This is a genomic window from Ignavibacteriales bacterium (assembly GCA_015709675.1).
Taxonomy (GTDB): Bacteria; Bacteroidota; Ignavibacteria; order Ignavibacteriales; family Ignavibacteriaceae; genus H2-BAC3.
Window position 1 is genome coordinate 2,641,157 of sequence record CP054182.1, and the last position, 16,245, is coordinate 2,657,401.

The 16,245-nt window shown below is 40.7% G+C and carries 15 protein-coding genes; all 15 read left to right on the top strand.

Annotation, left to right across the window (positions count from 1 at the left end; translation table 11 throughout):
- Positions 1 to 26 precede the first annotated feature (26 nt).
- The 15 genes from HRU80_09940 to HRU80_10010 all read left to right on the top strand — a co-directional run bounded on the left by HRU80_09940 (position 27) and on the right by HRU80_10010 (position 16,244).
- Positions 27 to 935: a hypothetical protein gene (locus HRU80_09940; GenBank protein ID QOJ29188.1), complete on the top strand. Its 909-nt coding sequence runs from the start codon at positions 27 to 29 to the stop codon at positions 933 to 935.
- Positions 935 to 1,558, top strand: coding sequence for a dTMP kinase (tmk, locus tag HRU80_09945; GenBank protein ID QOJ29189.1), 624 nt, complete (start codon positions 935 to 937; stop codon positions 1,556 to 1,558). Before HRU80_09940 ends, tmk begins: the two co-directional genes overlap by 1 nt.
- Complete coding sequence (locus tag HRU80_09950; GenBank protein QOJ29190.1) at positions 1,524 to 3,200, top strand: S41 family peptidase; 1,677 nt, start codon at positions 1,524 to 1,526, stop codon at positions 3,198 to 3,200. Before tmk ends, HRU80_09950 begins: the two co-directional genes overlap by 35 nt.
- On the top strand, positions 3,197 to 3,502 hold the full coding sequence (locus tag HRU80_09955; protein ID QOJ29191.1) for a hypothetical protein: 306 nt from the start codon (positions 3,197 to 3,199) through the stop codon (positions 3,500 to 3,502). The genes HRU80_09950 and HRU80_09955 overlap by 4 nt, the downstream gene beginning before the upstream one ends.
- Positions 3,502 to 4,920 (top strand): FAD-binding protein, encoded by a 1,419-nt coding sequence (locus tag HRU80_09960; GenBank protein QOJ29192.1) that lies wholly within the window; start codon positions 3,502 to 3,504, stop codon positions 4,918 to 4,920. The genes HRU80_09955 and HRU80_09960 overlap by 1 nt, the downstream gene beginning before the upstream one ends.
- Positions 4,904 to 5,479 carry a hypothetical protein gene (locus HRU80_09965; GenBank protein QOJ29193.1) on the top strand — a complete coding sequence of 192 codons (576 nt, stop codon included), beginning with the start codon at positions 4,904 to 4,906 and terminating at the stop codon, positions 5,477 to 5,479. The genes HRU80_09960 and HRU80_09965 overlap by 17 nt, the downstream gene beginning before the upstream one ends.
- 34 nt (positions 5,480 to 5,513) lie before the next feature.
- The gene (locus HRU80_09970) at positions 5,514 to 6,776 is read left to right on the top strand and encodes a (Fe-S)-binding protein (protein ID QOJ29194.1); all 1,263 of its coding nucleotides are present in this window, start codon (positions 5,514 to 5,516) and stop codon (positions 6,774 to 6,776) included.
- A 154-nt stretch (positions 6,777 to 6,930) separates the two neighbouring features.
- Positions 6,931 to 7,500: a cytochrome c3 family protein gene (locus HRU80_09975; protein QOJ29195.1), complete on the top strand. Its 570-nt coding sequence runs from the start codon at positions 6,931 to 6,933 to the stop codon at positions 7,498 to 7,500.
- Positions 7,501 to 7,511: 11 nt separating this feature from the next.
- Entirely contained in the window at positions 7,512 to 7,730 is a 219-nt protein-coding gene (locus HRU80_09980) for a hypothetical protein (protein ID QOJ29196.1), read from the top strand.
- On the top strand, positions 7,717 to 10,827 hold the full coding sequence (locus tag HRU80_09985) for a TAT-variant-translocated molybdopterin oxidoreductase (GenBank protein QOJ30510.1): 3,111 nt from the start codon (positions 7,717 to 7,719) through the stop codon (positions 10,825 to 10,827). The genes HRU80_09980 and HRU80_09985 overlap by 14 nt, the downstream gene beginning before the upstream one ends.
- Positions 10,828 to 12,195, top strand: a complete 1,368-nt coding sequence (gene nrfD, locus HRU80_09990; GenBank protein ID QOJ29197.1) for a polysulfide reductase NrfD — start codon at positions 10,828 to 10,830, stop codon at positions 12,193 to 12,195.
- Positions 12,195 to 13,364 (top strand): DUF3341 domain-containing protein, encoded by a 1,170-nt coding sequence (locus HRU80_09995; GenBank protein ID QOJ29198.1) that lies wholly within the window; start codon positions 12,195 to 12,197, stop codon positions 13,362 to 13,364. Before nrfD ends, HRU80_09995 begins: the two co-directional genes overlap by 1 nt.
- A gap of 115 nt (positions 13,365 to 13,479) precedes the next feature.
- On the top strand, positions 13,480 to 14,544 hold the full coding sequence (locus HRU80_10000; GenBank protein ID QOJ30511.1) for a quinol:cytochrome C oxidoreductase: 1,065 nt from the start codon (positions 13,480 to 13,482) through the stop codon (positions 14,542 to 14,544).
- A gap of 159 nt (positions 14,545 to 14,703) precedes the next feature.
- Positions 14,704 to 15,468, top strand: coding sequence for a cytochrome c (locus tag HRU80_10005; GenBank protein ID QOJ29199.1), 765 nt, complete (start codon positions 14,704 to 14,706; stop codon positions 15,466 to 15,468).
- Between the two features lie 62 nt (positions 15,469 to 15,530).
- Positions 15,531 to 16,244 carry an SCO family protein gene (locus HRU80_10010; protein QOJ29200.1) on the top strand — a complete coding sequence of 238 codons (714 nt, stop codon included), beginning with the start codon at positions 15,531 to 15,533 and terminating at the stop codon, positions 16,242 to 16,244.
- Position 16,245: the final 1 nt, after the last annotated feature.

Below are 16,245 nucleotides of genomic sequence, written 5' to 3' on the forward strand. Positions count from 1 at the left end.
GAATAGTTTTCTGCTGAGATGAAACAATGAAAAAGCTCCCTCTTTTCATAGTCTCATTCGTAATAGCTCTGATTATCTGGGTTGGAGTTTCTCTTTCTTATGAGTATTATTATACTCTCAGTCTTCCTCTCAAAATAACTAATCTTGGAAACGAATTTGCAGTCGCGGAAGAACTTCCTGAGAGAATGACTATTAAACTTAAAGCCAGAGGATGGAAACTGGCAGCGCTCCTTGCTTCCGGCAATAATGAGTTCTTAATTGATGCACGGAAAGATACTGGAAAAATTACCCTGAAGGTTGCTAATGCTGTTGATGAAAACAGCTGGCTTACTTCTGATATACAGGTACTTGAATATCAGCCTTCGGTAATAAATCTTAAACTTGAAAGACTGATTTGGAAGAGTGTTCCGGTACTGCCCGAAATTGAGAATTCATTCAAATCAGGTTACGGTCTTGCAGGAAAAATTATGATACAGCCGGATAGTGTAACTGTTGCAGGAGCCAAATCTTATATTGAAAGACTGCGATACCTGACAACAGAAAAATATGTTTTCGAAAATCTGTCCTCCCAGACTACAGAATTGATTCCTGTAGACTACCCGAAACATATATCGGTGTTTCCCCAGTCTGTGTCAGTAACTATTGATGCACAGAAAATTGTTGATAAGGAGTTCCAGGATATCCCCGTTGCGATTCTGGATGTACCTGGTGACAGGCAGGTGCTTATTATTCCGGATAAAATTACGGTTGGTGTTGAAGGGGGAGTCTCCTTACTGGGTTCAATGGATCCTGCAAATATCAAAGCCGAATTGCATTATAAGGAAATAATTGCGGATTCCCTCGGATTCGTATTTCCAAAGATCACCGTTCCCCAATATCTGAGGGTGGTTTCGCAGAAACCAGAACGTTTAAGATATATATTAAAAAAGTTTTAATGTTTATTACATTTGAAGGAATAGATTTTTCCGGTAAATCAACCCAGATTCAGCTTTTGAAGGAGCATCTGACTGCAAAAGGCAGGGATGTTCTGGTTATCAGAGAACCGGGCGGTGGAGAAATTGAAGAAAAAATCAGGACAATACTTCTTGATAAAAAGAACCTTGAGATGACATCTGAGACAGAAATTTTATTATTCTCAGCATCCAGGGCTCAGTTAGTGAGGAAAACTATTCTCCCTTCTTTAGAACGGGGGACGATAGTTATTTCTGACAGGTTTCATGATTCTACCACGGCTTATCAGGGTTACGGCAGACAACTTCCTCTGGAAATGGTGAAAAAAATAAGTGAGTTCGCTATTCAGGAGGCCGTTCCTGATATAACATTCTTTATTGATATCCCGGTTGCAGAGGCAAGGAAAAGAAAGCTGGCTCACGGGCAGGAGTCACTTGACAGAATTGAAAATATGAATGATGATTTCTACAGCAGGGTAAGAAATGGCTACCTTGAGATAGCTAAATCCGAATCCAGATTCAGAGTGGTTAATGGCTGCGAGAAAAAAGATGAAGTGCATGCAATGATTGTTAATGAATTACAAAAAGCCGGTTTACACGATGTTTAGAAAAAGAATTATTATTGCTCTGATTGTCGCCCCTATAATTTTCACAGGCGCGTGGCTTTACAAATCTGGTGATATCTATTTTGAAATTGCCAGAAATATTGATCTCTTTACCAGGATTTATAAAGAGGTTACTCTTAATTATGTGGATGATATTAATCCGGATGAGTTTCTGCGCTCCGGGATAAAAGGAATGCTTCAGAATCTTGATCCCTATACGGTCTTCATTGATGAAAAAAGGCAGGATGACATTGAGATGATGACCACCGGCAAGTATGGCGGTGTTGGGATTTCAGTTGGTATCCGTGATGAAAAAATAACTATTGTAGAAATCATGGACGGTTACTCAGCGCAGCGTCAGGGGCTGATGATTGGCGATGAGATAGTTGCTGTTGATTCAGTAAAACTTGATAAGTCAATGTTTGATGATGTCTCACTTTATGTTAAAGGGGAACCTGGAACTTTTGTTGGTCTGAAGATTGTGCGGCCGGGAGTAACGGATACTCTGCTTTTCAGTCTTGTGCGGGAAGAAATTCAGGTGAAGAATGTAACATTTGCTGATTTTGTCCCAGCTGAATCAGGTACCGCTTATATAAAGCTTAGCGGATTTAACCGGGGAGCCGGTGACGAATTGCGCAGATCAATACTAAATATTCAGAAAAAGGGGGAGATTAAAGAGATTGTGCTTGACTTACGTGGAAATCCGGGGGGTCTGCTCGAAAGCGCCGTTGATATATCCTCTGTCTTTTTACCAAAAGGGACTCTTATTGTTTCTACCATGGGAAAAGATTCAACAAGCTACAAAGCGTATTTTTCTAGTAAAGAACCAATTCTCCCTGAGACTCCACTTGCTGTTCTGGTAAACGGCAGCAGTGCATCAGCTTCTGAAATTGTTGCAGGTGCTATTCAGGATCATGACAGAGGCATTATTGTTGGTGAAAGATCATTTGGCAAAGGACTTGTTCAGACGATTTCGCCGTTGTCTAATAATACTTCGCTTAAAATAACTACCTCAAAATATTATACACCAAGCGGCAGATGTATTCAGAAAGTTGACTACGCAAAGGATAATAAAGTAATTACCAATTCAGCTGAAACGTTACCCGAAAAATATTTAACTGATAATAAACGCACTGTTTTCGCTTCTGGCGGAATTTTGCCTGATTCATCAGTTACTTTGTCTGAACTCTCGGATTTCACAAGAGATCTGCTTGCAAAGGGCTATATATTCCGGATATCTTCTGAACTTATTGCGGTTGCCAATGAAAAACGATACACAGAATCTGACAGTTCGCTGATCAGAGAAAAAACCGGAAGATATTTAAAGGAAAAGGGGTACGTGTATAAACCTCAGATTGTGAAGAAACTTGAAGAGATCAGAGAATCATTCAAATCAAAAGATGATTTTGCCGCAATCAGTGCTGAGTTTAATCAGCTGATCTCCAAAGCAGAATCAGCCGGTAGTGCAAATACACTTGCTTTGCCATCAGACGGGGTCAGAGAGGTGCTGAGTGATATTATTAACCGGCAGGGAGGCAGTTCTGAGAAAATCAGATATCAGCTCAGGTTTGACCATCAATATGTAACTTCGGTTGCTTTAGTGAAAAACAGAAATTATATAGCAAAAATACTTAACAGAAAATGAGCAAAAAGAAATTAGTCCGTTCAGGAAATATTATATTCAAACGGGATCCAAGTTTTTCAAAATGTCCATCCTGCGGAGAACAGTTCTCATTGCGCAGATCACGGGCAAGAAACCTGTTCGAAAATCTTGTAAGAAGCCTGACATTTTATAAAACCTACCGGTGTAATAAATGCGGTTGGCGCGGATTCCGTTCGACAATCATTATGACCTGGCAGTCGGTTAAAAATCTCATCATCTATCTGCTTATTGCCGGAGCCACGATAATCGTAGTAAGAATTGTATTACAGCGAATGGTTGGGTAATGAATTCGGCCACTCTTTCAGCAATTTCGCGCATCGTTGGGGGAGATAATCTTTTAACTTCCGAGGAAGACAAAATTGTCTATTCCTATGACGGAACTCCGCTGCTTCAACAAAAACCAGAAGCAGTTGTTTTTCCTGAGAATCCAACTCAGATTTCGGCTTTGTTTAAATTGGCAAAAGAGGATGGATTTAAAATTGTACCGCGCGGTTCCGGGACCGGTTTAAGCGGAGGATCTATTCCTGTCGAGAATAGTATTGCACTGGTTATGACCCGCTGGAATAAAATTCTTGAAGTTGATGAACTTAACCTTACTGCAACGGTTGAACCTGGTGTGGTTACCTCACAATTACACAAGGAAGTTGAGAAGCGGGGACTGTTTTATCCTCCCGATCCCGGCAGTATGAATATCTGCACACTGGGAGGTAATGTTGCCGAAAATGCCGGTGGATTGCGCGGACTGAAATATGGAGTTACCAAGGATTATGTTCTTGGATTGGAACTGGTACTACCGGATGGCGAAATACTCTCAATCGGCGGAAAAAATTTCAAAGATGTTGCGGGGTATAGCATAAAGGATATATTTATCGGAAGTGAAGGGACTTTAGGTATCATTACTAAAATCCAGTTTAAGTTAATTCCCAAACCGACCTCTGCTGTTACTCTTTTAGCTTTTTTTGATTCTGTTCCTCAGGCAGGGGAGGCGGTTGCTGAAATTATAGCGGCCAAAATTACCCCTTGCATGTTGGAATTTCTTGATAATACAACACTCCGGTGTGTTGAGGATTACACTAAACTCGGATTGCCGACCGATAAAGAAGCTGTGTTGCTCATAGAGGTTGACGGCAGGGGAAGCAGTGTAATGGAAGATGCAAATCAGGTTGAGCAGATTCTCATGAAGAACGGAGGTCAGTATATATCCAAGTCAGAGGATCCCGCGGAGTCATTACGGTTGAAGTCGGCAAGAAGAACTGCATTTTCAGCATTGGCAAGGCAGAGGCCTACTACTATACTTGAAGACGCAACGGTTCCCAGAAGCAAACTTCCGGAGATGCTTGAAAAAATTCAGTACGCGGCTAAGAAGTATGACCTGATTATAGGAAATTTCGGACATGCCGGAGATGGCAATCTGCATCCGACCTGTCTGACGGATGAACGTGATCATAAAGAAATTGAAAGAGTTCATAAGGCATTTGACTATATATTTGAGCAGGCAGTCGCTCTTGGCGGCACTATTACAGGAGAGCATGGTACCGGACTTGCAAAGAAACAATTCTTTGAAAAAATTGCTTCAAGACCTGCACTTCATGTCATGAATTCCCTTAAACTGGTTCTTGATCCGGATAACATACTAAATCCCGGTAAGATTTTTACCTTTAAGCCAAAATGCGAATCACTGATTTATGGCCGGCAAAGGTAATAGAATAACATATATCCAGTTCCTATTTCTCCTGGTGTTTTCAATTGTTCAGGTACAAGGCCAGGAGTGGAAAGAGATATATTCTGATTCAGAATTGCGTAAAGATACAGTTTTGATGACAAGGGACCTCAGAGATAAACAGCCCGTAGCTGATACTCTGGCTAATTATACAAAAGGGGAATGCACCATATTCATGCTTTACACACCTGAAATCATTCTCACCTTTGAAACTTCTGAGTATACTCTGCTCATGAATAGTAAGAGTGAAAAATTTGAAGATTATTTATATTTCCTGACTGACAACGATGTGTTGGAATCCCTTTTTATGGTTGTCTACGATAGTTTAATGAATCCTATCCGGATTGACAGGATAAGCACCGATATTAATATAAATTTTGGGGAGCATATTTATTCTTATTTCCTTGATTCGCTCGGCAGGGTAACAAATGTACTGGACTGGATCTGTCGCCGAGATGAAGGTAATGTAATCCTCTACACGATTGCATATGATAGATTTTTTCCAAAAGATATTTCATATTCGATTCATGAACGCAATTAATTCTGGACAGAGCAGAGAGTTACTCTCTAAGGTCATGCCGCACAGTGATATACTTACTCAGTGTATGCACTGCGGGCTCTGCCTGGCTGTATGTCCGACATATGATATTACAAAACTTGAGCGTTCATCGCCGAGGGGAAGAATCAGACTTATCAAAGAACTTGCGGAGGGGAAAAGTGAGATTTCTGATACTTTTATTAAGGAAATGAATTTCTGTCTGGATTGTCAGGCATGTGAAACCGCCTGTCCGGCAGGTGTGAAATACGGCCAGATGGTGGAGGCTGCAAGAAACTATATTACGGAAGTTGAAGCTGAAAAAGGGTTAAAAAATAGAATAAAAAGATTCTTCTTAAACCGGATACTTGCAAACGCACCGGCCCTTTCAGTTTTCTCATTCTTCATGGCTCTTTATAGAAAGAGCGGCTTACAGTGGCTGATAAGAAAAACTTCTATATTAAAAGTACTCCCCGGTAATCTTGCTGAGGTAGAATCGCTTTCACCTGAATTCGAATTTTTCCCTCCGAAGTATAGAGAAATTGAAAAGGTGTATGGAGCATCCGCGGCCGGAACCATGGCTTTTCATACCGGCTGTCTGATGAAACACGCTTTTGGGAATATTAATAATGACACCGTGAAACTTATGCAGATTAACGGCTTTGATGTCCTGATTCCTGAAGACCAGGTATGCTGCGGCTCACTGCATGCTCATAATGGGGAAGGAAAGATGGCGATTGAACTGGCAAAAAAGAATATTGACCGTTTTACCGGAAAAGAATATCAGTTTCTCATCTCTAATTCAGCCGGCTGCGGTGCTTTTATGAAGGAATATGGTCATTTGTTTGAAGATGACCCTGAGTATCGTGAGAAAGCCAGGGTTTTTTCTCAAAAGGTTAAGGATATTTCAGAATTACTCGCTGAAATCAACTTCGAGCAACATTGCGTCTCCATTGCCGGAGAAGTAACCTATCATGATGCATGCCACTTGTGCCACACCCAAAAAATCACTCAGCAGCCAAGGCAGGTGATAAAGAGGATTCCGGGCATAGAGTATAAAGAACTTGAAGATTCAACCTGGTGCTGTGGCAGTGCGGGGATCTATAATGTTATGGAATATGAATCCTCAATGAAATTTCTGCAGAAAAAGTTGACAAAAATTCAGGATACAAGAGCGAAAATCGTCCTGACGGGAAATCCGGGCTGTATCGGTCAGATTAAAGCAGGATTTCAGCGGGGAACAGAGAAAATAGAGGTATTACACCCTGTCGAGCTGATAATGAGGGCTCATAAAAAGGGCTAATTCAATTAAAAACGGGGATATTTTGTTTTTTTTTGACTTCTTAATTTTATAAGTTTGAACCTTATCTTATAAAAGTCTTTAAAGAATTCTTTGTTTCAGAAAGGCACTTTTCTGTGCCTTTAACACCTTACTATTAATAGAAAATTAGGTAAAGATGTCAAACAACTTCCTCGATTACCTGCTTCGAATAAGACTGCCTATCACTGTATTTGTGGTACTAACCTCGTTTGCAGTGACATACTTCATCTCCAGAGCTGAACGGGATGGGGTAGGCTATACCCCGGATCAACCTGTTGCATTTTCACATGCACTGCATGCAGGTCAGATGGGCATAGACTGCCAGTATTGCCACACCAGCGTTGAAAAATCACGACATGCCAGTATCCCTCAGGTAGCTACCTGTATGAACTGCCATGCTATAGCCAGAAAAGACCGGCCAGAAATTATAAAACTTACCAATTATTACAATTCCGGTGAAAAGCTCCCCTGGGTTAGAATTCACAAAGTGCCTGATTATGCATACTTTAGCCACGCTTCCCACGTAAATAAGGGGATTCAGTGCCAGAGCTGCCATGGTGATGTGGAGTTAATGGACAAAGTAGGACAGGTAAACTCTTTTACCATGGGTGCTTGTCTGGATTGTCATCGTAATCCGGAAGAGAAGATGCCATATTTGAAATCCGTAAACAAAGGACCTGACTACTGTTGGGCTTGCCACAGATAGGAGAGAACAACATGAAATCTGAACCAACAAATAAGTCACTTCATTCAAGAAAGAAATTCTTCGGACTTCTCAGCGGTGGTGTTATCGGAACATTATTGCTGCAGAACGTTTTTACAGGAAGAGCAATATCATCAGTTTCCAGAGTGGAAAACAACACTAAAATTATAGTAAAGCCAGAACCACTCGCTGTTCAAAGAAAATCGTCAGGAAAGAATGATGTCAGAGCTTAATAAAAATAACGATTCTCAGAAACAACAAAACGACCCCCACTATTGGAGAAGTTTTGAAGAACTCCAGAATGATTCTGGATTCAAAAAGATTAAAGAAAATGAATTTTTTGATGGTGTAACCAAGGATTTTGATCCTAACACAGACTTGAGCGGTGTTTCAAGAAGGAAATTTTTAGCACTGCTCGGTGCATCAGCCGCCTTAGCTGGTGCCGGCTGTTCGGATTATCGTGAGAAGGGTGATATCATTCCTTACAACAAACAGCCGGAAGAAATTACACTTGGCCGCCCTAATTATTATGCCTCCTCCTGTACAGGTTGTGAACAATCCTGCGGAGTTCTTATCAAGACCAGAGAAGGAAGACCGATTAAGGTAACAGGTAACCCTCAGCATCCTGTTAATAAGGGTAAAATTTGTTCAAAAGGGGAAGCATCCATCCTTAATCTTTACGATCCTTCAAGAATCCAGGATCCGGCAATGAACTCAACCGGTTTCCTGAATAAGGTTTCATGGAGCGATGCTGATAATGCTGTAGTTTCGGCACTTCTGACTGCCGGTTCAAAAGAAATTGCCGTTATTACTCATACCATAACTTCGCCGACATTCCTTAAACTCATTAATGATTTTAAGGTAAAATATCCAACTACGAAGGTTTATACAGTAAATCAGTTTAATGAATCAGTAAGAAAAGCTGCCTGGGAAAAATGTTATCCTGGAAATCAGGTACCACTGATTCAGTGGGATAAAGCAAAAGTTATCGTTGCACTTGAAGGAGATTTTCTTGGTAAAGAAGGTAATCAGGTTGAGAACAACCGACTCTTTGTAAAAAACCGTAATGTAGATGACCTAAAGAATTTCAGCCGTCTTTATGCTGTTGAAGGAAATTTTTCACTTACCGGATTAAATGCAGATCATAGATTCAGACTTCGTCCGGATAAGCAGGCGGAATTCGTGCTTTCACTTTTGCAGTATATTGTTTCCGTAGGTGGTTTGGCAGTTCCTTCTTCATTGAGTGATCTCTCGTCAGTTCTTACAAAATATGACCTTAATAAATTCTGTGATGAAAACGGTCTTAATTTTACTGACATTGTTAATATGACATCTGATCTGCTGAACAACAGAGGAAGATCAATTGTATATGCCGGAAGTGCATTAAGTGAAAAAACTCATATAGCTGTAAATCTTCTGAATGAGTTATTAGGCAATTCGGCGTTATATAACACATCTTCCGGTTCAGTTGAACTCACACAGGCTTCTTCAGTTTCAGAATTGGAAGAACTGGTTAATAAACTTAATGCCGGTAATGTTGCATTGGTAATTACTATTGATGCAAATCCGGTTTACAATCTTCCTGAAGACCTTGGGTTAAAAGATGCACTAAAAAAGGCAGGACTTGTAGTGTCTTTAACTGAACAGTTAAGCGAAACTACATTTGTCAGTAATTATGTGCTTCCGATAAATCACAATTTCGAAAGCTGGGGTGATGCACAGACCAGAACCGGTGTCTATAGCTTAATTCAGCCGGTAATAGCCCCGTTATATAACACCCGCCAGAAAGAATCAATATTGCTCAACTGGCTCAGCGGTGATGTTAAAAATTACGATGACCGTAATTATTATAACTATCTTAAGAATGCATGGTCTTCGACAGTATTTCCAAAGTCAATGTCCCTTGCGTCATTTGAGAAATACTGGCTTGGCTCTTTACATGACGGATATACGGTTCTAAATGAAACTCCTGACTATTCACTTGCCGTGAACTCAGATGCAGTTAATCAGCTTGCTTCTATTGAGACTGATTATCAGGGATTTGTGGTATTGATAACCGAAGGTCATGCAACCGGTGATGGAAAGTTCGCCGGAAACGGATGGCTGCAGGAAAATCCTCATCCGGTTTCAAAAGTCGCCTGGGATAACTATGCAGCGGTATCTTACAAAACTTCCAAAGAGCTTAATGTAAAAACCGGTGATGTTCTGGAAGTTAAAAGAGATAACAGATCATTAAAAATTCCGGCACTTGTTCAGCCTGGCCTTGCAGATAATTTTATAAGTATTGAAGCCGGATATGGCCGAACTAATTCATCAGTAGTTGCTAATGGGATAGGGTTTAACGCAAACACTCTGCTATCCAAAACACAATCCGCAAACCCTCTGATGTTCGGGTCAGTATCAGTATCCGTGACAGGTGAATATCGTGGTGTTGTATCCACTCAGGACCATCATGCATTTGATGATGACCTTATAGCTGATCAGCATCTGAAGAGAAATATCATTCGTGAGGCAACAGTTGCCCAGTATATGAAAGATCCCCATGTTATTCATCACGGCGGTCATACGCTTCATACGTTGTATGCTGATCATGAGTATCCTGATGTAAAATGGGCTATGGCAATTGACTTAAATAAATGCACCGGCTGTGGACAGTGTGTTATTGCCTGCAATTCTGAAAATAATATACCGATAGTTGGAAAGGATCAGGTTGCAGCCGGCAGAGAAATGCAATGGATAAAAATTGACCGCTATTATTCAGGCAGCCCCGAGAATCCATCAGCTAAATTGCAGCCGATGCTTTGCCAGCACTGCGACAATGCACCTTGCGAAAATGTCTGCCCCGTAGTCGCTACGACTCACAGTCCGGATGGTCTGAACCAGATGATTTATAACAGATGCGTCGGTACCCGTTATTGCTCTAACAACTGTCCTTACAAAGTAAGACGATTCAATTTCTTTAATTTCCGTGATCATTTTGCTAATGGATATCAGCTGTCACCATCGTTTGAACTGATAGCTAATCCTGAAGTAACTATTCGTTCACGCGGTGTTATGGAAAAATGCACATTTTGTATACAGCGCATATCTGATGCTAGAATGGTTGCAACGATTGAAGGCAGAAAGCTAAAAGGTGATGATGTGGTTACTGCATGCCAGGAAGCATGCGGCACCGAGGCAATTGTCTTTGGCGATATGAATGATAAAGAATCAAAAGTCTCTAAACTCCGTGAACATAATCTTGGATATCATCTCCTTGAGGAGCTTAATACCAGGCCTAATGTCACTTACATAGCAAAGCTCACGAATACCTACTCGGAGGAAGTCTAAGTGAATATAGATTATTCAAAAGAAGAGTCCATAGTAAGCGGCCGGTTAAGTATTGCTCAGATCGAAGATCTGATCGCAAAACCTCTTGAAACGAAAGTTGACAAGAAGTTTTTTATTGCTTTATCAGTATCTGTTACTGCACTTCTGATTGGAGCGGTTGCGCTCGGGTTCTCTTTCTTGTATGGCACCGGTCTTTGGGGCAACAATCAGCCGGTAGGCTGGGCCTTTCCGATTGTTAACTTTGTATTTTGGGTTGGTATTGGTCACGCAGGTACCCTTATTTCTGCAATTCTCTACCTGTTACGCCAGAAATGGAGAAACGGCATAGCCCGCTTTGCTGAAGCAATGACAATCTTCGCAGTTATGACAGCCGGAATTTTTCCGGTAATTCATACAGGGCGGCCCTGGTTAGCAGGATATCTTTTTCCTTATCCTAATCAGCATAGTCTCTGGGTTAATTTTACCTCCCCTCTTATTTGGGACGTATTTGCGGTTTCAACATATTTTACGGTATCTTTTGTTTTCTGGTATGTTGGACTTATCCCGGATTTTGCTTCAATGCGTGACAGAACAAAAGAGGGGATCAGAAAAACGATTTATAAAATTTTCAGTTTAGGATGGAGACATTCACACAGGAATTGGCAGCATTATGAAAAAGCATATATGCTTTTAGCGGGATTTGCTACCCCATTGGTGCTTTCGGTTCATACCATTGTATCTTTTGACTTTGCAGTTTCCATTATGCCGGGATGGCATACAACTATTTTCCCGCCATACTTTGTAGCTGGTGCGATTTTTTCCGGATTTGCAATGGTGGTAACGGTACTGATATTTGTAAGAAAGGTGTTTGATCTGGAACATCTTATCACGGTTGATCATCTCGAGAAAATGAATAAAATTATACTGGCTACCGGAATGATGGTTGGATATGCTTATGCAATGGAATTCTTTATTGCATGGTACAGCGGTAATCAGACTGAAGCTTTTGTATTTGTTAACAGAGCTTTTGGACCATACGCCTGGGCTTACTGGATTATGGTGAGCTGCAATGTAATATTCCCGCAGTTTTTCTGGGTTAGAAAACTCAGGAGATCAATTCCTGTCATGTTTATAATAGTAATTTTTGTAAATGTTGGTATGTGGTTCGAGCGTTTTGTAATTACGGTTACCTCGTTGCACAGAGATTTTCTCCCATCAAGCTGGGGTTATTATACTCCGACCATGTATGACTTTGGAATTCTGTTAGGCAGTTTCGGTCTTTTCTTTACACTTGTAATTTTATTTACGAAGGCACTTCCGGTTGTATCGATTGCAGAAATTAAAGCGGTTGCTGATGATGCACAACCAAGCCATCACGGAGATCATTAATGGAACGAACTAATAAATTATTCGCGGTTACTGCGTTATTTAATACTCCAAATGAAATCATTTCAGCAGCAGCTAAAACTGCTGAAAAAGGTTACACTAAGTTTGATGTTCATACACCATATCCGGTACACGGAATGGACAGAGCTATGCAATTAGAACCATCAAAATTAGGATTTATAACACTTGCATTCGGTTTATCAGGTACTGGTCTTGCATTAATGCTGGCATATTGGACCATGAATGTGGATTATCCAATGAATATTGGAGGAAAGCCGCTTTTTGCGTTTCCGGCTTATGTGCCTGTTTTATTTGAAGTTACGGTTCTTCTTGCTACGCTTGCCACCGTAATTGGCATGCTTACATTCTTCTTTAAGTTTCCGTCAAACTCGCATCCAGTTCATGATACTGACTTTATGAAGGCAGTCTCACTGGATAAGTTTGGTGTAATTATCGAAAGTGAAGATCCTCTTTTTAACGAAGAAGATGCTGTTTCATTTTTGTCCAGTATCGGCGGAACGCACATTGAGAGAATTTATTATCCTGTAAAAGAAACATATCCTGTTCTCGATAAAAAGTTTATCGGACTTCAGTTTACCATCGCTTTAGTGGTTTCCGGATTAACATATGTGACACTTAATAAGGTTGTATATCTTGAACCATTTACCTGGATGAGTGCACAGTTTAAGAGTAATGTTCAGTCTTCAAGCACGTTTTTTGCCGATGGCAGGACAATGAGAACTCCTGTAAGCGGAACAGTAGCACGCGGGTATATGCCCTATGAATTTGCTGGATTAACGACCCAGCCTGAGAATCCACTCAGCAATCCTTTTTCACCCTCAAAAGCTTTTTTGGAAAAGGGGAAGAAGAAATATGAAACATTCTGCTCTCCATGCCATGGTAATTATGGAGACGGTGACAGCCGTCTGAGAGAGCAGTTCCCGAATCCTCCAAGTCTGCATTCTGAAAAAATACGCACTTGGAAAGACGGAAATATCTACCATGTGATAGTGAATGGCCAGAATGTTATGCCATCCTATTCTGCACAATTAAATGACGAGGAACGCTGGGCCATTACATCATACATCCGTGTTCTGCAGAAAGCTAAAAATTCAACTGAAGATGATGTAAAACTGGTAAGAAAGGAGATCTCCTCTAATGTCGCACAATGATCATATGTGGGTGAAAAAAGATTTACCAGTCCGGGTACAGAATCTAGGGTTTATTCTGTTTGGAGTAGGCCTGGCAGCAGGAATTGCCGGTTTGCTTATTGATTCACATAGATTCATGATGAGCTATGTTATTGGTTTTATGCTGCTGTTGAGTATTGGAGCAGGAAGTTTATTCATGGTTGCTCTTGAGTATATAGCAGGAGCTGACTGGAGCGTTCCAATCAGAAGAATAAATGAATTTTATGCTGCTTCTGTTTTGTTTATTATCGTTCTTGCAGTTCCGGTACTTCTTAATTTGGAAAGTGTCTTTCACTGGGCACAGCCTGAAGCCGTAAATCAGGATAAAATTCTTAAGTGGAAAGCCCCATATCTCGATACTACTTTCTTCATTGTAAGAATTTTGGTGGCGGGCGGCCTATGGAGTTTATTTTATGGACTGTTAAGCAGGAATTCGAAAACTCAGGATCTTACGAAAGACCAAAATCTTACCCGTAAGAATATTGTTATCAGTGCGGTTTTTGTTCCTTTATTCGCAATAACCGTTTCGGTAGTTTCAATTGACTGGCTGATGAGTGTTGAGCCTCACTGGTTCTCAACAATTTTTGGTGTCTATTTCTTCTCCGGAAGTGTTCTGGCATCTCTTGCAATTGTGACTTACACAACGGTCTGGCTAAAGGAGCACGGCTATCTGCATCCCAAAATGACCAATGATCATCTATACTCACTTGGCGCTCTGTTGTTTGCCTTTATAAACTTTTGGGCTTACATTGCATTTTCACAATACCTTCTCATATGGTACGCCAATCTTCCGGAAGAAAATTTCTGGTTTATTCAGCGTTGGGAAGGCGGCTGGATGGTAATGTCGCTATTGCTGATTATCATTCATTTTCTGGTCCCTTATTCTGTTCTTTTATCGCAGCCGGCAAAGATGGATCCAAAACGTCTTAAATTTGCGAGTCTCTGGATTTTATTTGCACATGTCCTTGATTTATACTGGCTTGTAATGCCAAGCTATCATGGAGAGCAAAAAGCAGGTTTCCTGACTTATGCTCTTGAGTTTGGATTTCCATTAGCTGCATTGGGTCTGGTTATTCTGATTTTCTATTTTAAGACAAAGAAGAATAATCTTATACCAATCGGTGATCCAAAACTGGATAAAAGTCTCAACTTCAGATTATAAACATTAGTATTTAAGATGAATATTTTCAATAAGCTTTTTGAGAAACCGGTCGGTTTGATATCCGCTTTCTATCTGATTGTTTTCCTTTCTGTTCTGGGATTGGGTCTTTTTTACATATCCCACAATAATTCAGTCGTTCAAAATACGTTTCCGCCTAAGATGACAGATACACTGGGAGTCGTAAAAGAGCTGGATATTCTTGAGCCGATGATCAGCGCAGCTGTTGATATGAGCCTGATAAATAATGCAGATCAGGCAACTCTTGATAAAGGCAAGCAATTATATACTACAATCTGTGCTTCTTGTCATGGTAATGACGGCAAGGGAGACGGACCAGCGGGTGCTGCTCTGAATCCCAAGCCCAGAAATTTTCATGAAACCGAAGGCTGGAAAAACGGAAGAAAGTTTACGGAACTTTATAATACACTTCAGAAAGGTATCCTTACCAGCGGAATGCCTGCTTATGATTATATGCCTGCAATGGACAGGGTAGCTATCATTAGTTATGTTCAGACCTTTATGCCGGAGCCGCCGGTGGACACACCTGATGAACTGGCAAAACTGGATCAGACTTATGGACTCTCAGCAGGAACAAAGCAACCTGGTCAGATTCCGCTTGCTTCAGCAATCTCCCTGGTAGTAAATCAGAACTCTTCCGTTGAAACTAAAATTTTAAATGTACTCGATAAGGTTAGTGATCCGTCACTTGAGAGTCAGTTTACTTTATTCAAATCAGTCACTGATAACTATCGTACAGCGTTAACCTCGGTATTAAATACACCAGAGGCATTAGCAAGTGTTGATAGTTTTAAGTCGCTGATTTTTTCTAACGCAGGAAGAAACGGTTTTAGTGCTTCGGTACTCCGTCTTTCTAATAATGAAATAACATCACTTTACACGCTCTTAAAGACTGTGTTAGCATAATGAAAAGATATTTTTTTCTATTGGTTTTTCTCCTAAGTTCAGGTGTTCTTACGCCTGAGTCTATGGATGACTTTATAGGCATTAATGAACAGTTAGGCAAGAAGATTCCCCTTAATCTTACTTTTAAGGATGAGCAGGGAATAGATGTTTCACTTGCCAAACTTGTTGATAAGCCGACTATATTCATGTTCGTTTATTATGAGTGCCCCGGAATTTGCTCTCCTCTTATGTCAGAAGTTGCTGCAGAGATTGAGCAGGTTGATTTAGTGGCCGGTAAAGATTATCAGTTAGTGGCTATTTCCTTTGATCAAACCGAAGGTCCGGCACTTGCTTATGCAAAAAAAGTTAATTACATGGATATCTTCAAGAAGCCGATTCCTGAAGATGCCTGGAGGTTTCTGACCGGAGACAGTGCAAGCATAGCTGCTATTACCGGTTCGGTTGGCTTTGGTTTTAAGAAGGAAGGCGAAGATTTCGTCCATCCTGGCGGTCTGGTAATAGTCTCGAAGGATGGTATTATCACCAGATATTTACTCGGAACTGATTTTATGCCATTTGATTTAAAGATGGCTGTTATCGAAGCGTCTGAAGGAAGGGTAACACCAACCATCGCGAAGATGCTGAAATTTTGTTATAGTTATGACAGAGAAGGCAAGAGATATGCACTTAATATTACCCGTATTGCCGGTATAGTAACGCTGCTGGCTGTTGGAGTATTTGTATTAGTGTTCATCAGGAAGCCAAAGAAACAAACTACTGAAAAAGGATCTCAATAGT

Coding starts and splice junctions, on each gene's coding strand:
- HRU80_10010 (QOJ29200.1), top strand. CDS start 15,531: ATGGATGACTTTATAGGCATTAATGAACAGTTAGGCAAGAAGATTCCC.
- HRU80_09955 (QOJ29191.1), top strand. CDS start 3,197: ATGAGCAAAAAGAAATTAGTCCGTTCAGGAAATATTATATTCAAACGG.
- HRU80_09965 (QOJ29193.1), top strand. CDS start 4,904: ATGGCCGGCAAAGGTAATAGAATAACATATATCCAGTTCCTATTTCTC.
- HRU80_09985 (QOJ30510.1), top strand. CDS start 7,717: ATGTCAGAGCTTAATAAAAATAACGATTCTCAGAAACAACAAAACGAC.
- HRU80_09970 (QOJ29194.1), top strand. CDS start 5,514: ATGCCGCACAGTGATATACTTACTCAGTGTATGCACTGCGGGCTCTGC.
- HRU80_09995 (QOJ29198.1), top strand. CDS start 12,195: ATGGAACGAACTAATAAATTATTCGCGGTTACTGCGTTATTTAATACT.
- HRU80_09940 (QOJ29188.1), top strand. CDS start 27: ATGAAAAAGCTCCCTCTTTTCATAGTCTCATTCGTAATAGCTCTGATT.
- HRU80_09950 (QOJ29190.1), top strand. CDS start 1,524: ATGAATTACAAAAAGCCGGTTTACACGATGTTTAGAAAAAGAATTATT.
- HRU80_10000 (QOJ30511.1), top strand. CDS start 13,480: ATGATGAGCTATGTTATTGGTTTTATGCTGCTGTTGAGTATTGGAGCA.
- tmk (QOJ29189.1), top strand. CDS start 935: ATGTTTATTACATTTGAAGGAATAGATTTTTCCGGTAAATCAACCCAG.
- HRU80_09975 (QOJ29195.1), top strand. CDS start 6,931: ATGTCAAACAACTTCCTCGATTACCTGCTTCGAATAAGACTGCCTATC.
- HRU80_09980 (QOJ29196.1), top strand. CDS start 7,512: ATGAAATCTGAACCAACAAATAAGTCACTTCATTCAAGAAAGAAATTC.
- HRU80_09960 (QOJ29192.1), top strand. CDS start 3,502: ATGAATTCGGCCACTCTTTCAGCAATTTCGCGCATCGTTGGGGGAGAT.
- HRU80_10005 (QOJ29199.1), top strand. CDS start 14,704: ATGACAGATACACTGGGAGTCGTAAAAGAGCTGGATATTCTTGAGCCG.